16 protein-coding genes are annotated in these 15127 nt (G+C 54.4%); 14 read left to right on the top strand and 2 right to left on the bottom strand.

Annotated elements, in window-relative coordinates; translation table 11 throughout:
• The first annotated feature begins 299 nt into the window (after nucleotides 1-299).
• The 8 genes from KI379_RS28640 (at nucleotide 300) to KI379_RS28605 (ending at nucleotide 10151) form a co-directional block, all read left to right on the top strand.
• Nucleotides 300-1049: a polyphosphate polymerase domain-containing protein gene (locus tag KI379_RS28640; protein WP_116233271.1), complete on the top strand. Its 750-nt coding sequence runs from the start codon at nucleotides 300-302 to the stop codon at nucleotides 1047-1049.
• Nucleotides 1046-1741 carry a DUF4956 domain-containing protein gene (locus KI379_RS28635; protein ID WP_212985698.1) on the top strand — a complete coding sequence of 232 codons (696 nt, stop codon included), beginning with the start codon at nucleotides 1046-1048 and terminating at the stop codon, nucleotides 1739-1741. The genes KI379_RS28640 and KI379_RS28635 overlap by 4 nt, the downstream gene beginning before the upstream one ends.
• Nucleotides 1742-1745: 4 nt before the next feature.
• Nucleotides 1746-4295, top strand: coding sequence for a carbohydrate-binding domain-containing protein (locus tag KI379_RS28630; protein ID WP_212985697.1), 2550 nt, complete (start codon nucleotides 1746-1748; stop codon nucleotides 4293-4295).
• A gap of 202 nt (nucleotides 4296-4497) precedes the next feature.
• Entirely contained in the window at nucleotides 4498-5163 is a 666-nt protein-coding gene (locus KI379_RS28625; RefSeq protein WP_212985696.1) for a YdeI/OmpD-associated family protein, read from the top strand.
• A 14-nt stretch (nucleotides 5164-5177) separates the two neighbouring features.
• Entirely contained in the window at nucleotides 5178-5543 is a 366-nt protein-coding gene (locus tag KI379_RS28620; protein WP_212985695.1) for an MmcQ/YjbR family DNA-binding protein, read from the top strand.
• A 134-nt stretch (nucleotides 5544-5677) separates the two neighbouring features.
• On the top strand, nucleotides 5678-7453 hold the full coding sequence (locus tag KI379_RS28615; RefSeq protein ID WP_212985694.1) for a DUF5050 domain-containing protein: 1776 nt from the start codon (nucleotides 5678-5680) through the stop codon (nucleotides 7451-7453).
• A 70-nt stretch (nucleotides 7454-7523) separates the two neighbouring features.
• Nucleotides 7524-7949 carry a DUF1801 domain-containing protein gene (locus tag KI379_RS28610; protein WP_192716854.1) on the top strand — a complete coding sequence of 142 codons (426 nt, stop codon included), beginning with the start codon at nucleotides 7524-7526 and terminating at the stop codon, nucleotides 7947-7949.
• Nucleotides 7950-8105: 156 nt separating this feature from the next.
• On the top strand, nucleotides 8106-10151 hold the full coding sequence (locus tag KI379_RS28605; RefSeq protein ID WP_373309623.1) for a bifunctional diguanylate cyclase/phosphodiesterase: 2046 nt from the start codon (nucleotides 8106-8108) through the stop codon (nucleotides 10149-10151).
• 55 nt (nucleotides 10152-10206) lie between these two features.
• Here KI379_RS28605 and KI379_RS28600 read toward each other — a convergent pair whose 3' ends face one another.
• Both KI379_RS28600 and KI379_RS28595 read right to left on the bottom strand, forming a co-directional pair.
• On the bottom strand, nucleotides 10207-10446 hold the full coding sequence (locus KI379_RS28600) for a hypothetical protein (protein ID WP_212985693.1): 240 nt from the start codon (nucleotides 10444-10446) through the stop codon (nucleotides 10207-10209).
• A 249-nt stretch (nucleotides 10447-10695) separates the two neighbouring features.
• Nucleotides 10696-11466 (bottom strand): ArsR/SmtB family transcription factor, encoded by a 771-nt coding sequence (locus KI379_RS28595; RefSeq protein WP_244879483.1) that lies wholly within the window; start codon nucleotides 11464-11466, stop codon nucleotides 10696-10698.
• A gap of 193 nt (nucleotides 11467-11659) precedes the next feature.
• Between KI379_RS28595 and KI379_RS28590 the strand changes: the two genes are divergently transcribed.
• The 6 genes from KI379_RS28590 (at nucleotide 11660) to KI379_RS28565 (ending at nucleotide 14910) form a co-directional block, all read left to right on the top strand.
• Nucleotides 11660-12211 carry an NADPH-dependent FMN reductase gene (locus KI379_RS28590; protein ID WP_076172248.1) on the top strand — a complete coding sequence of 184 codons (552 nt, stop codon included), beginning with the start codon at nucleotides 11660-11662 and terminating at the stop codon, nucleotides 12209-12211.
• Nucleotides 12212-12327: 116 nt separating this feature from the next.
• Entirely contained in the window at nucleotides 12328-12678 is a 351-nt protein-coding gene (locus KI379_RS28585; RefSeq protein ID WP_089549548.1) for an ester cyclase, read from the top strand.
• Nucleotides 12679-12725: 47 nt separating this feature from the next.
• Entirely contained in the window at nucleotides 12726-13127 is a 402-nt protein-coding gene (locus tag KI379_RS28580) for an ester cyclase (protein ID WP_076172244.1), read from the top strand.
• 131 nt (nucleotides 13128-13258) lie between these two features.
• The gene (locus tag KI379_RS28575; RefSeq protein ID WP_212985785.1) at nucleotides 13259-13999 is read left to right on the top strand and encodes an SDR family oxidoreductase; all 741 of its coding nucleotides are present in this window, start codon (nucleotides 13259-13261) and stop codon (nucleotides 13997-13999) included.
• Nucleotides 14000-14063: 64 nt separating this feature from the next.
• Nucleotides 14064-14438, top strand: coding sequence for a MerR family transcriptional regulator (locus KI379_RS28570; protein ID WP_076172242.1), 375 nt, complete (start codon nucleotides 14064-14066; stop codon nucleotides 14436-14438).
• On the top strand, nucleotides 14419-14910 hold the full coding sequence (locus KI379_RS28565) for a GNAT family N-acetyltransferase (protein WP_212985691.1): 492 nt from the start codon (nucleotides 14419-14421) through the stop codon (nucleotides 14908-14910). Before KI379_RS28570 ends, KI379_RS28565 begins: the two co-directional genes overlap by 20 nt.
• Nucleotides 14911-15127: the final 217 nt, after the last annotated feature.

Genomic DNA, 15127 nt, shown 5'->3' with positions numbered 1-15127 from the left:
GATCGTAATCTCCTTCATACCTCTAGTGCAGCGTTATTGTCCCTTAATTATAAGAAGCGAACCTTTAATCAACCTTTAACGCCTTGAATTGCAGCCTTTTGGGCTGCGGCCGGGCGGACCTGAACCTCAGCTCCTTCGCTTGTCCCTTATTGTACAATGGTGAGCTTGTTTTGTAATCGGCGTGTAAACGGAATGTTACCGCAATGTTTAAGATTCGTTAAAGGTTAAGCCATTAAGCTACAAACATGAAGGGCGATGAGCCCGGGTGAACCTGTATAAACGAAAGGAGCGACATGACGATGGCTATTGAAGTGTTTAACCGGTATGAGAACAAGTATCTGATGGACACCAAGGCTTTTTACAACATTTACAACGACCTGATGGCATATATGGAACCGGATGAAAACAACAAGGATAACAAGTTCTACACCATCAGCAACTTGTACTACGATACGGAGCATCATACGCTCATCCGAACGAGTTTGGCCAAGCCCAAGTACCGGGAAAAGCTGCGGATCCGGTCGTACGGCGTGCCGGAGAGCGATGCCAAAGTATATCTGGAGCTGAAGAAGAAGGTGTTCGGCCTGGTGAACAAAAGAAGAACTTCGCTCAAGCTTCATGAGGCATACGAATTCGTCCGGACAGGGGTGCCGCCGGAGTTCCGGAAGGGCATGAACCGCCAGGTGGTCAGCGAAATCGAGTATTTTCTGAGCCGGTACGAGTTGAAACCGATGGTGTATCTGGCATACGACCGCATTGCCTTGTTCTGTAAGGGGAACCGGGATCTGCGGATTACCTTCGACACCAACATCCGCTCGCGGCGTTACGATCTTGCACTAGAGGCCGGGGATTACGGGGATCAGCTCATGGAGCGGGGACAGTGGCTGATGGAGGTCAAGGCCGAGAAGACCGTTCCGGTCTGGCTGTCCAAAATGCTCTCCGAGCATCAGATGTACCGTACAAGCTTCTCCAAATACGGGAACGAGTATAAGAAATCGATACGCCATGCTAATGCACCAGTTGTGGAAAGGGAGAGAGTTGTTTTATGATCGATTCTATTTTGAATTCGTCCGCTGCGGACACGACCTTATCGTTATCTCATGCGCTTTTGACGCTGGCTATCGCCATCGTGCTGGGTGCCATTATCAGCTTCACTTACATGAAAACACAGCCTGCCTATTCGCCGAGCTTCACCCTAACGATGATGGTGCTGCCGGCGATCGTAGCCATCATTATTATGCTGATTGGCAGCAATATCGCCCGGGCGTTCAGCCTGGCCGGCGCCTTCTCGATCATCCGGTTCCGGAGTGCGCCGGGAGATTCGAAGGACATTTCCTATGTTCTGTTCTCGATGGCGGCAGGGTTATCCGCCGGTGTTGGTGCCTTTGGGTATGCGGTTCTGTTTACAGTGATCCTCTGCGCGCTGATGTATGTTTTGAAGCTGATTAAATTCGGCACCCGCAAAGACGCGTTCAAAACGCTCAAGGTGACCATTCCTGAAAACCTCGGTTACGAGGAGGCATTTGAGGAGATTTTCCGCAAGCACAATGTCGAGTATGAGCTGAAAAAGGTCAAGACCACCGAGCTCGGCAGCCTCTATGAGGTGGTCTACACGGTGAAAATGGGGCCGCAGACGAACCAGAAAGAATTTCTGGACGCGATCCGGACCCGCAACGGCAATCTGGACATTACGCTGACGATGAACCCTGCGGTGCAGGAATATGAAACGAAACGAGGTTGATCCGATGAAACATTCCTATAAAACAAAATTTGCCGCGATTCTGATCCTGTCGGCCATGCTGGCCTCCGGGTGCACGACCAATGCGGCGAGCAATACGACGACAGCGGTGGACGGCACGGCGGCCGAGGCGACGGAAACGACGACGGTGAATGCGAGCGAAGCGAACGCGAAGCTGGCCAGCCTGAAAATCAATGATCTGGTGGAGTATGACGCCGACGATACCACGGTAGATTGGTCAGCCGGTGACTCCACGGTCATCAAGCTGAACGGGACGGACGCGACCGTGACGGGAGCAGGCGCAAAGTCCAGCGGAGGCGATGTAACCATATCCTCGGCCGGAACGTATGTGATCAGCGGCAGGCTGCAAGGCGGCAGTATTGTGGTCGATGCAGGAAAAGATGACGTCGTGCGTTTGGTGCTGAACGGAGCGCAAATCGCGAGCTCGGACAGCCCGGCGATCCAGGTTAAGCAAGCCGGCAAAACGGTGCTGACGCTGCCGGAAGGGACGCAGAACACACTGTCGGACGGCACGAAGTATGCGGATACGTCCGATGAGGCGCCGACGGCGGCCCTGTTCAGCCAGGACGATCTGACGATTAATGGCACCGGCCAGCTGACCGTGCAGGGGAATTACAAGGACGGCATCACCAGCAAAGACGATCTGAAAATCGTCAGCGGCATGCTGAGCGTCAACGCAGCCGACGACGGCATCGTCGGCCGCGATCTGGCCGCCGTCAAAGCGGGCACGATCAACATTAACGCCGGCGGGGACGGCTTCAAGACGACTTATGACGGGGACAAGACCGATAAAGGGTATTTGCTTATCGAGGACGGCACGTTCCATGTTGAATCCGGCAGCGACGGCTTCCAGGCGGCGGCTTCTCTGCTGATCGCCGGCGGTACCTATGATGTCGTGACCGGCGGCGGCAGCGCGAACGCCGAGCCGCATGAGGAAGAAATGCCGATGCAGCGCCCTGGTTTCGGCGGCCAGTCAGGAGCGGACGGACAGGGAGGTGAGTCCGGTGCCCAAGGCACAGACAGCGGCGCGGCTGCGGATTCGACCAGCGGCGACGAGGCATCGGCATCGGCATCGGCTAAGGATTCCGCATCCCAGGTGAAGGATGACACCGCTGCGATTACGAACAGCAGCAGTGGAACAGACGCGGATGCGGCGCAGACGGAGGATGAGGAAAGCGAGTCCACGAGTTCGAAAGGGCTCAAGGCAGAGGCAGGCATCGCCGTTTCGGGCGGCACGTTCACGATCGACTCGGCGGACGATACGGTGCACAGCAATGGCAGCGTCCTCGTTTCCGGCGGTCAGCTGGATCTCACGACCGGTGATGACGGCATTCACGGCGATGTATCGATCGTTATTTCCGGCGGCAAAGTGAACATCAAGAACAGCTACGAAGGTATGGAGGCCGCGGATATCAGCATCTCCGGCGGCGAAGTGAACGTCGTCGCGAGCGATGACGGCGTGAATGCTTCCGACGGCAGCGGCAGCTCGGAAGGCCCGGGCGGCATGTTCGGCGGACAACCGCCGGCAGGCATGCCGGGACAGGCGCCGGATCAAGCGGCCGGCAGCCAAGGACAGACGGGCGATCAGGCGCAGTCCGGAACGTCTGCGCAAACGGGCAGCAGCTCGTCGTCCGGTACGGGCTCGGCGCAGTCCGATGCGCAGGCGAATGCGGGCAGCCAGGCGGTGCAAAGCGGCTCGGCTGACCAAAACGTCGCCCAGCAGCGTCCGGATGGCCAAGGGATGCCTGGCGGCCCTGGCGGAAGCGCCGGCACCGCACAGCTGACGATCAGCGGCGGCTACCTGACGGTGAATGCGCAAGGCGACGGTCTGGACGCCAACGGCTCCATCACGATGACCGGAGGCACCGCGATCGTGAATGGTCCGACATCGGGCGGCAACGGCGCCCTTGATTATGACGGTACGTTCGAGCAGTCCGGCGGTCTGCTGGTTGCCGCGGGCAGCGCCGGCATGGCCCAAGCGCCATCGGAAGGCTCGTCGCAGCGCTCGGTGCTCATGACGTTCCCGAGCACAGTGAAGGCGGGTACGCTCGTGACAATGACCGACAGCGCAGGCACACCGGTCCTGAGCTTTGCACCGGCTAAAGACATCCAGACCATCGTCATTTCCACGCCGGATCTGAAGTCCGAAGAAACCTACGCCATCTACACGGGCGGCACCTCGACAGGCACGTTGAAGGACGGCTTGTACACGGGCGGCAAGCTGACCGGCGGCACGAAGGTCGTCAGCTTCAAGCTCGGTGACACGGTCACGTATGTGAACGAGTCCGGCGTAACCACTGGCGGCGGTGGATTTGGCGGCGGCTTCGGCGGAGGCCGGGGTCCGGGAGGCAGAGGAGGAGCGAACGGCAGCGGATCGGGCACGAGCAGTCAAAGCGGCGCCTCCGGTACCAGCGGCAGCACATCCGGTAACTCCAGTGGCAGCGCGTCCGGCAGCGGAACAAGCAGTACCGGACAGTCCGGAACGTCGGGCTCCGGCAGCTCGGATAATGCTGCTACAGGCACATCCTCGATTTAATGACCGGCACGAAGTAACGAGAATATGCGGTGATATGCACGGGTAACGCAGAGCCCCCATTTTTAATGGGGGTTCTTTTTGCCGTGGTGTGGCTGGGCGCTGCCGATGGGAGGTTGCTTTTTCCCCGAATGTTCGCTTTACTATATACGAAAAAAGTACAGAATATTAAATATAGTAGATTGATTTACGGAGGTCCTTGGGAATGGCGAAAACAATCGTGGAGAAGTTGAACCTGCAAAAATATAATAAGACGGCGGTACTGCATCAACCGGAAGGGGAGGATCTACTGGCCGGTCTGGAGTCGTATGATACCGAGCTGAAGGACGGCGGTTACGATCTGATTTTCGCCTTTGTGCTCGATATGGAGTCTCTGCAAGGGCTTGTGCGGAAGGTGATTGACGGCAATCATCTGAACGAAGGGGGATATTTGTACGCAGCATATCCGAAAAAGGGAAACAAGGTGTACTCCACCTATATCCACAGGGACGAGCTTCTGGAAGGGTTAGGCGCGGATGAGAATGGATTTATTGGGACTAGCAGCATCAAATTTGCGCGTATGGTCGGATTGAACGACGTGTTTACGGTCGTCGGCCTCAAAGCGGAGAAGCCAAGCAAAAAGCAGCCGTCCTCCAAACCGAGCCAATCCGTTGGCGATTATGAAGCCTTGATTCCGGAGGTGGAGAAGGATCTGCAGGATTCTCCGGAGGTGCTTGTCTTCTACCAGTCCCTCACGCCGGGATACCGCCGGGATTGGGCCCGGTACATTTACAGCGCGGTACAAGAGGAGACCCGGGAGAAGCGGCGCGAGGATATGAAAACGGCTCTGGCAGCGGGCTATAAAACGATGGACCTGTATCGGAGAAGATAAGGAGGCGGCTTGGGATGAAGTCAATGCAGGGCTTGGACATGCTGGAGCGGGTGAGGGGCATCTGCCGTCCGCTGCCGGAGGTGGAGGAGATTGTTGACGGCTTTGGCCACAACGTCATGAAAGTCAGAGGCAAAACGTTTGTCATGATGGGGGAGAACGAGGGCGTTCCGAGCCTTTCGTTCAAATCGACCAAGGAAGAGCAGTTCCTGCTGCTGCAGCAGGAAGGCTACGTTAAAACGCCTTATATCGGACACCACGGCTGGGTTTCCGTGGATAAATCATCCGTCCTGGACTGGGACGAGCTGGCCGTGCTGATCAAGGAAGCGTATCTGCTGGCGGCGCCCAAACGGTTGGTGAAGCAGGTCATCGAAGGCGCATAATTTTGGAGTTTAGCACAGAACTAGAAACATATTCCTTTCTCCGGACGTCTATAATCTAGGCGGTCCCTGGCAGATCGATTGATCTAGGTTCGTCTGAAATGAGATAAAATTTATGAGGGTAAGGAGAAGTTTCGATGTCGACAAAATTCAAGTTAACGAGTTTGCTGCTGTCTGCGGCTTTGGTATGCGGGGCGGTACCGGCTTTTGCCGCGGAGAAGGCGGCTCCCAAGCCTCTAAGCCAAACCTTCGACCAGATGGTCATCATTCCTTATGATTATCACGGAAAAGCTTTTATTAATGGGGAGAAGACCGACCTTTACGGTGATTATGACATCGTCCAGCGCAGTGGAAGGGTCCTGGTGCCGATCCGCCTGATGGGAACGCTGGCTTCGCAGTTCCGCTCCCAGGGTGAGTGGCAAACGATTTGGGAAGCGAAAAATCCGGATGACGTTACTTTTGTGAACTATGGGTTGAAGAAAACGATCAAGTTCAAAGTGAACAGTACGACGATGCTGGTGAATAACGAGTCCAAAAAGATGGACGTGGCTCCGCAGAAAATCGGTGGCCGGGTCGTTCTGCCCCTAAGAAGCGCAGCGGAGGCGCTGGGCAAAAATATCCAGTGGCTGGACGGCCTGATCGTGATGGGAGACGAAGTCGTTGACGAGAAGAGTGCCGAAACGCTGGCTGTAAAAAACCGCATTTTAACCCAACTAAAGGACACCCGGAAGCCGTTGACGGATGAAAAGGTACTGACGCCGATCACTAAATACGGAGACGCGCTGTACTATTATAAGCAGATCTATCAAAGCAGCGGCACCTTAGAACGGTTATATCGGAAGGCTGACGGCAAAAAGGAAGTTCAGGTTAACATTCCGGGGGAGCCGGCACTGCACAGTGCTAAGGTCATCGGGCACGATCTGTATTTTGTATCGACGGTGAGCAACCAAGGGGTTCTGTATGCTTTGGACCTGACTAACAATAAAGTTCGGAAGGTGAGCTCGCTCGCAGATTGGAAGCCGTCGGACGGCTGGCTGCAGAATGTCTCGATGATTGACAATGAGCTGTACGTGAACCTACACAGCGGCGATCTTACGATTGGATCGGAGACGTTGTATCGAGTTCAGAATGGCTCATTGAAAGAGGTGACAGGTGCCAAAAGCATAATCGGTCCTGTCAAATCGGGTGATTTCCTGTATCATGCCGATTTTAACATTATGGGCAAAACGGTCGATAACTTAAGCCGGGTTAATCTCAAGACTGGGGAGAATAAAGCGATCGGCCAGGACGAATTCGTTTATGCCATCAACCGGAAGCAGCATGACGGGGGCGGGACCAGCTACAGCGTTAATGATGCCATTTACGTCAAAGGGGGCTTTGTGTACGTGCTTGGATACAAAGACAGCGACCCGAAGGATGAGGGCTCGGTGTACAAAGTCAACCCGTCTGACCAGACGCAGGTGAAGCTTACTCCTGCCGCCGGTCCGTTCTGGATGGTGGATAATCAGATTTATTATGTGGACGGTGCGACCGGTTATTTGGCCAAGACCGACGTGAATGGAGCGGAGCCAAAAACCGTGATTTCCAGAAAGGTGCTGAATGCCCAGCTGTTGAATGGCAGCTTGTACTATACCTCGAACGATGCCGGCAGTTCCTACGATCCGGGCAACCTGTACCAATATGACTTCGCGACTGGCAAGGAAATCAAGCGCAGCGACAAGCCGGTAAGCTCTTACTACATTGGAAAGAATACGATTTACTACCTGTCGGAAGGCTACGATCCTGGAATATACAAGATTGACGGGAAGGGGAACACCCGTCTGGTATCCGACCGGATCCAAACGGCAAAGCTTACGGATGAAGGTTTGGTGTACACCTTGACCTACAAGGAAGGGGTTTATTCGGTAAAATAAACCGATTCCGTTGGTCTGCCCGGGTAAACGGGCAGGCCATTTTATTTTCCTGCAAAAAGGAGTGGTGACCATGTATGAGCTGAAAACGAAAGAAACCGATGACAGTGTGCTCGACTTCATCGAACAGGTGGAGCATCCCGGCAAGAAGCAGGATGCGTATTGGCTGCTGGACATTTTTACAGAGACGACGGGGTATCCTGCGAAAATGTGGGGGCCGAGCATCATCGGCTTCGGTTCGTACCATTACAAGTATGCGTCAGGTCACGAAGGGGATGCGCCGCTCGTCGGCTTTTCACCCCGCAAGGCCAAAATCAGCCTCTACTTCGCCCCTGGTGAAGAACAGCGTGAAGCCCTCCTGAAGGACTTGGGCAAGCATACCTCCGGCAAAGGCTGCGTCTATATCAACAAGGTTGCGGATATTGATGCAGACGTGCTGAAGGCGCTGATCCGGCAGTCGGTAAAGCATTTGCAAGAAACCTATCCGGCTGGGGAGTGACAGCAGGCTGCCGGGGTCACAGAGCCGTGTCGATAGGCGGTAAAACTCGTGCAGAAGGCGGCGAAAATTAGCGAATTTTGCTAAAATACTTCTTTCGTTTTGGCGGGACGCTCCTTTATACTTGCTCTATGAGTTTTACTGCGTTGACAACAAGGAGTGAGCCCCATCGTCCTGCTACATGAATCATATAATTTATGGATCGTTATGCTCTCGTTCATCATCGCCGTATTTGCGTCCTATTCGGCCCTCAACTTAGCGGCCAAAATATCAAGGTCGCGGGGCAGGACGCAGAAATGGTGGCTGGTAGCCGGCTCCTGCGTCATGGGCAGCGGGGTATGGTCCATGCATTTCGTCGGTATGCTTGCCTTCCATTTGAACGTGCCAGTGAATTACGATATTCCGATTACGCTGTTATCGATGCTGTGCAGCATAGTGGCGTCATTTATTGCATTCCAAATGCTGCTGTCCAAAGGCGTGAACTGGGGCAAGTTTGCCTTGAGCGGGTTCTGCATGGGCAGCGGCATCGTGGCGATGCACTCTACCGGGATGGCCGCGATGCGTCTTCCGGCTGAGATTATCTATGACCGGTCTTATTGGCTGCTCTCGGCAGCCATTGCACTTGCGGCTTCTTACGTGGCGCTGCTGCTGTTCCTCCGCTTTCGCGATCATACCGAGGTCAGCTGGTGGAAGTGGGTTTCGGCTCTGATCATGGGACTGGCCATTTGCGGCATGCATTTTACCGGCATGAAGGCAGCCGATTTTTGGTGCGGGAACCCGAATGCGATTATTTCTACCGATGCCGGGGAAATGAACCTTTTACTGCTGGCCGGTGTGACGATCACGACGTTTTTTATCCTGATGGTTTCGTGGGGAGCGATGTTTTTCGACCGTCACGTGTTGGAGAAAATGGCCTACAGCGACCCGTTAACCGGGCTGCCTAACCGGCATGACCTGAACCGGCTGCTTGGCGAGGGAGTCGATACCTCGAAGGAAACCGCCGTTTTGTTTATCGACCTGGATCGATTCAAAACGATCAACGATACGCTGGGTCATGACATCGGCGACATGCTGGTTCAGGAGGTGGGAAGACGTCTAAGCGGGTATCTGCAGGATGACCAGAAGGTATTTCGCCTAGGCGGTGATGAATTTCTCGTAGTTGCGGAAAACTGCGGCCAGGCCTTGGCAGAGGAGCTTGCGTCCGGCATTTTGGAGGTCGTCACCCGACCGTTTGTCCTGCAGGGCAATGAGCTGTACATTACGGCCAGCATTGGCATTAGTCTGGCGCCCAAGCATGGAACGGACCGGGCGTCGCTGTTGAAAACATCAGATACGGCCATGTACAATGCCAAGAATGCCGGCAAGAACCGGTACTGCGTATTTGATGACGACATGGATAAAAGGCTGCTGCGCCGGCTGGAATTGGAAAAGGATATGCGTGGAGCGTCGGAACGCCAGGAGTTCTATGTCGTGTATCAGCCGAAGTGGGATGCCCAGACGGATACTCCCGTCGGACTCGAGGCGCTGATGCGCTGGCCGCACCCCAAATTCGGCGTCGTCTCACCAGATGAATTCATCCCCATCGCCGAAGAAACCGGACTGATTATCCCGATGACCCGGTGGATCCTGGAAGAGGCCTGCCGCCAAAACAAGGTGTGGCTCGACAAAGGCATGCCTTCGATGATCGTGTCGGTCAATGTGTCTGTGCGCTTGTTCGAAAGCCAGCACCTTCTGTACATGGTAGAACATGCGCTTCGGACGACCGGGCTTCCGGCCCGGTACCTGGAGCTGGAGATCACCGAATCGACGATGCTGTACGATGTGCCCGATATGATCCGGCAGCTGAATGAGCTGCGCGAGATCGGGGTGCGGATATCGATGGACGATTTCGGATCGGGGTATTCCTCGCTCGGATCCCTGGATCAAATTCCGATCGACACGATCAAGATCGATCAGCTGTTTGTCCGGGAAAGCGATTCACCCTCCAAACGGGCGATCGTGGGCGCCATCATCGATATGGCGCTCAAGCTTCATCTGGAGCTGGTGGCTGAGGGCGTGGAAACGAGGGAGCAGATCGATTTTCTCCGCGCATCCGGATGCAACGTGATGCAGGGATATTTCTACGGCAAACCGATGAATATCGAACAGATGGACGAGTGGCTGCTGCAGAATGCGGGAAGGCCGAGCGGAGAAACGTTGGTTTGAATAAAACAAAAAGGATGCCGGTTGTAGCTGGCATCCTTTTTTACAAGCTATTTTATTAATCATCTTCGGGATGGTTATAGGTGAAATTCTCAACATGGTTGATAGAATCGTTCCGCTGGTTCTGAACCAAGGATTTCAGCTCTCGAACCTCCCGGCGCAAATGCCGCAGCTCGGTACGCATATTGGATTTATCCACGGCCAGCCGGACCAGCAAAAAGAAAATTGCTAAAATAACTCCCCACATTATCAGGACGGCTACCACGCCGCCCATACCTATCATACTAGCACCACTCATCTTAGCATTTCATCTCCCTTCTCCATCGCTATCGGTTATCTGCTATATAAGCAGGGTGGAGTTCACACAGCCTATAAATGACGCTCGTTGACATCTATTTATAACAACGCCTTGGAAGCACAAAAGTTAGAGAAGTGCGGAGAAGTTTGCCGGCTATGGGCTTGGATTAACATGCTTGTCGATCAGATCGCACGAAAAACCCACTCGCAGACAGTCGCGACTGGGCCTTGAAAATGCTTTTGAAACTCCTTACATATCCGCCAGCGTAGACCCTGTTTCCAGGAACGTTTTCATTCCCGAAAGGACGAGCGGCAGGCCGTTCTCCAGCACGCCCGCGGTAGGGAGCGCCTGTTCGAAATCGTCATGGACGGCCGTAACGAGCGTGACGCCGGGTAATTCATCGTGCTGTGCGATCTCCCACGTGACGCGGGAAGGCGCATCGTTCTCCGTACCGGGCAGATTGACAAACTGCCAGCTCACGGCCAGCTTATGCGGGCGATCCAATTCAAGGATGACCCCCTTGACCTTCTTTTCCCCCTCCGGGCCCAGCAGTTCAAAGGAAGAGCCGATTTCCCAGGAGGATTGAATGGCACAATTGAACCAAAACTTTGACGTTTTGGCCGGGTCGGTAATCGCCTGCCACACCTGCTCGGGACTCGATTTAATGGCGATCCGGTTGACATGCTTCGGTCTGGTTTCCATTTGCGTCTCACGCTCCAATTCGAATTGAAGTGATGTTAATCCTGCCGCCCAAGGTTCGGCGTATTTGCTGACCCATCGTTCGTATATCTGGCGGATGGGCACGGCGTTAAGGTAGTGCAGCTTCTCCCGGCCGACCTTCCTGGTCGTAATGAGTCCGGCTTCCTCCAGCAGGTTCAAATGCTTCATCACGCCGAACCGGGACATGTCGAGCGGGGCGCACAAGTCGTTCAGCGTCCGTCCGTCATGCGCCTGCAGCAGGTCCAGAAGGGTGCGGCGCGTGGGGTCGGCGAGGGCTTTAAATATTAGATTGTCCTCCAATCGTAACACCTCCTTTACCTCATGCATTGAAAAAGTAGAGCAATGCCCTTGACATGTTACCATATAGTAACGTATTATAATTTCATCAAGAGTGACAATATAGTCACATATTATCATACCCCAAATCGTTTGTCAGCCGGCAGGTGTTTAAGTGCTGATGCAGCGCCGGGGAATCCAAAGGAGGATGTAGGAAATGAAAATGACTTTGATTGCCGGAAGCAACGATGCGGGATCCGTTAGCACCAGGCTCCTTCGTTATTTGGAAAGCCAACTGGCCGGCAGCGGAATTACGGTTTCGTTCGTGGACATGAGGGAGCTTCAGCTGCCGCTGTATTCGCCGGAAGCAGGGCAAAATCCGGAGGCTGTACGTCTGCAAAATGAGATCATTCATGCAGATGCGCTGATTTTGGCCACACCGGAATACCACGGATCTATCTCGGGAGCGCTGAAGAATGCCCTGGATTATTTGACGCCGGGACATGTGGAAGGCAAGCCGGTTCTTTCCGTAAGCTCGGCAGGCGGGCCGCTTGGCATCAGCTCGCTGACGCATCTGCAGACGATCGTCCGCAACCTGCATGGCGTCAATTGCCCGGAATGGATTTCCGTAGGGTACGGTTCGAATGAATTTGGCCCGGATGGCGCGCCTTTGGATGCAGGGGTGAGAGAGAGGGTCAGCACAGTTATCGAACAATTTATAAAGATGACCCGGCTGCTTTCAGCTGAGACGGCAGTGGTAACCGGATAGACAGCATATTTTTTTACACAACACGTGACCAAATGGTAACATTATGAATTTGCAACGATTAGACGAGTGCGCCGGAGTATTTTGAATATGACCAACAAAAAAGGAGACGGATCGCTATGAGCACAACGCGGCAGCAGCAGGTGGAAGCGGCAGTAAAATGGATCGAAGAGGCATGGAAGGCAGGGACGCTGAGCCAAACGGGGCAAGCATTCATCGGTCAACTGGAAGAGGCATTTACGGACCGGCAATACGAAGTGGATGACGTGATGGTCCAGGGAGAGAAGGTCATCGCAAGGGTGGTCATCACGGGCAAGCACACCGGAATATTCGCAGGAATTCCCGCTACGGGAAAAACGGTACGGATCACGCAGTTCCACGAATTCACGGTGAACGATGGGCGGATCGTTCATCGCTTCGGATGGTATGACACCGGTACGCTGCTCCCCCAGCTGCAAACTGGTGCCTGACATGACCTGTATGATACGGCCAATATAAATTAGAGGAGATGGATCCTATGACAACGATGGAGCAAAAAAATACCGAGGTGGTTGAAGCTTTTATTCAGGCGTTCTGGAACAGCAACGATCTGAGTGCAGCGGATACGTTTACGACTGAAGATTACCGGGAGCTCAGCTATCAATCGAAAGAAGGGTTGAAGCAGTTTGCCGCCAAAATCCTGGAGGCCTTCCCGGATAAGCAGTATACGGTAGAGGAAATCATCGCCGAGAATGAGAAGGTTCTCGTTCGAATGACGGTCCGGGGCACCCATCAGGGCGTGTTCTTCGGCACCGCACCGACCGGACGGACGATGAATGTGACGCTGTACCGCCAGTACCGCCTTAGGGACGGAAAAATCGCAGAGCATCGCGGCTGGATCGATATGGTGACGATGTGGAGCCAAATTCAAGCGGGATAAACCTAAACCGTTGGATTCGAGGCGTTAGACACCGGTCTTTTCCTATGAACAGAAAGCCTTGACCTAGAGCGCGCTCAAGGTCCTATACTGGGAACCATCTTACCCGTAAAGAAAGGATGGTACCCATGATCATGAACGCGGTGCAAGGAAAAGTGGTTATTTTAACAGGAGCCTCCAGCGGTATCGGAGAAGCTACGGCCAGGGTCCTCGCCCGAAGCGGAGCCCAAATGGTGCTCGCAGCAAGGCGCGGAGAACGGCTCAAGCAGCTACAGTCGGCGATTGAGCAGGAAGGAGGCACGGCGGTGTACCAAGTGACGGATGTGAGCGTGCAGTCGCAGATGGAGGAGCTGGCCCGGCTCGCCCTTGACACATACGGACAAATCGACGTGCTGGTGAATAATGCAGGGATCATGCCGCTGTCTTATCTGCACGAGAAGAAGATCGAAGAGTGGGACCGGATGATCGATGTAAACGTGAAGGGTGTGCTCTATGGGATCGGGGCCGTGCTGCCGCATATGCGGGAGCGCAGACAGGGGCACGTCATCAACGTCGCGTCGGTGACCGGGCACATCGTCCGTAAAACGTGGGCGGTTTACTCAGGCACCAAATTCGCCGTTCGGGCAATCACCGAAGCACTGCGCCAAGAAGAAGCTCATAATAACATCCGCACGACGATTATTTGTCCGGGAGGCGTCGACACCGAGCTGGTGCACACGATTACGAACGAAGAAGTGAAGCGGGACATCGAAGCTTCCATGGACATCGCCTTAACCCCGGAGGCCATCGCTCACGCTATTGCTTACGCCATATCCCAGCCGCCGCAAACGGCCGTCAATGAAATCATTGTAAGGCCCACCAGGCAGGAATTATAATACGAATAACCATGGCTCACCTGTCGTCAGGTGGGCTTTTTCGCTTAGGGAGGGATTAGGAGGCATGAGTTACTCGATCGGGGAAGTGTCGGCCCAAACAGGTTTGTCGATCCATACGCTGCGGTATTATGAAAAAGAAGGCATCATGCCGGGCGTTCAGCGCAACGAAAGCGGCATCCGCCTGTACGAAGCGAAGGATATCGAAGCGCTGGAGTTTATCTGCTGCCTGCGGGAAACGGGGATGGGCATCGCTGACATTAAACAATTCGTCAACCACGCGACCACCATTCAGGAGCGGCTGGTGCGGCTTCGGGAACAACGGCACAACGTCCAGGAGCAAATGGCCCGGTTTAAAAAATATGAGGCTATGCTGAATCGCAAAATCGGCCTTTATGAAGACATGGCCCAAGGAGACTCCGATGAAAAACACCATGAATAACGTCCGGCTCGCCTTATATCACCGGGATCACGAGGCCGGACTTGGAGCTTTTACGCTGCCGGAGGAGCAGCATGAATTCACCGCATTGCCGTTTGAAGTCATACAGAACGCGCTGGAGCGGAAGGAGCGGCATCCGATCGTCATTTTGGGGGATGAGGAGCCAGTCGGCTTCTTCATTCTGGATGCAGGGGAAGACCGGAGCGAATACTCGGACAACCCCAATGCCCTGCTGCTGCGGGCTTTCTCCATCGATCACAGGCATCAGGGACAAGGGTACGCGACGCAGTCTCTGCTCGGCCTGAAGGAGTTTGTCAAACAGCATTTCCCGACGGCCGATGAAGTGGTCCTTGCTGTTAATATGAGAAACGCTGCCGCGCGTCATGTCTATCTCAAAGCGGGTTTCCGTGATGAGGGACGGACCCGGATCGGGCCGGCAGGTCCGCAGCACATTCTGGTACTCGGGATATCATAGCGAGAGTAAAGAGATAAAAGGAAGAAAATACTTTGCGGCGCAGGCTGATCCATTGGCTTGCGCCGTATTTTTCAAGCGCGGCTGCAGCTGCTGGCTCTGAATTCCGTCCTCCATCAAATGGCCTTTTCTTGGCGTCGCCTTCACCAAACTACCCGCAGACAAGACTAAAATTGCATACCACCCGATTATATGCTATGACTGAACTACAATCTTAAAG

It is taken from the genome of Paenibacillus cineris (assembly GCF_018333335.1).
GTDB classification, from domain to species: Bacteria; Bacillota; Bacilli; order Paenibacillales; family Paenibacillaceae; genus Paenibacillus_AQ; species Paenibacillus_AQ favisporus.
Note: the sequence above shows the minus strand (reverse complement) of the source record. Positions and strands in the feature narration are given on the sequence as shown.

Bases quoted from the DNA above. Each gene is read 5' to 3' on its own strand.
- KI379_RS28640 (WP_116233271.1), top strand. From the start codon at position 300: ATGGCTATTGAAGTGTTTAACCGGTATGAGAACAAGTATCTGATGGAC.
- KI379_RS28565 (WP_212985691.1), top strand. From the start codon at position 14,419: ATGAAAAACACCATGAATAACGTCCGGCTCGCCTTATATCACCGGGAT.
- KI379_RS28610 (WP_192716854.1), top strand. From the start codon at position 7,524: ATGTATGAGCTGAAAACGAAAGAAACCGATGACAGTGTGCTCGACTTC.
- KI379_RS28615 (WP_212985694.1), top strand. From the start codon at position 5,678: ATGTCGACAAAATTCAAGTTAACGAGTTTGCTGCTGTCTGCGGCTTTG.
- KI379_RS28600 (WP_212985693.1), bottom strand. From the start codon at position 10,446: ATGAGTGGTGCTAGTATGATAGGTATGGGCGGCGTGGTAGCCGTCCTG.
- KI379_RS28590 (WP_076172248.1), top strand. From the start codon at position 11,660: ATGAAAATGACTTTGATTGCCGGAAGCAACGATGCGGGATCCGTTAGC.
- KI379_RS28625 (WP_212985696.1), top strand. From the start codon at position 4,498: ATGGCGAAAACAATCGTGGAGAAGTTGAACCTGCAAAAATATAATAAG.
- KI379_RS28635 (WP_212985698.1), top strand. From the start codon at position 1,046: ATGATCGATTCTATTTTGAATTCGTCCGCTGCGGACACGACCTTATCG.
- KI379_RS28580 (WP_076172244.1), top strand. From the start codon at position 12,726: ATGACAACGATGGAGCAAAAAAATACCGAGGTGGTTGAAGCTTTTATT.
- KI379_RS28585 (WP_089549548.1), top strand. From the start codon at position 12,328: ATGAGCACAACGCGGCAGCAGCAGGTGGAAGCGGCAGTAAAATGGATC.
- KI379_RS28630 (WP_212985697.1), top strand. From the start codon at position 1,746: ATGAAACATTCCTATAAAACAAAATTTGCCGCGATTCTGATCCTGTCG.
- KI379_RS28620 (WP_212985695.1), top strand. From the start codon at position 5,178: ATGAAGTCAATGCAGGGCTTGGACATGCTGGAGCGGGTGAGGGGCATC.
- KI379_RS28570 (WP_076172242.1), top strand. From the start codon at position 14,064: ATGAGTTACTCGATCGGGGAAGTGTCGGCCCAAACAGGTTTGTCGATC.
- KI379_RS28575 (WP_212985785.1), top strand. From the start codon at position 13,259: ATGAACGCGGTGCAAGGAAAAGTGGTTATTTTAACAGGAGCCTCCAGC.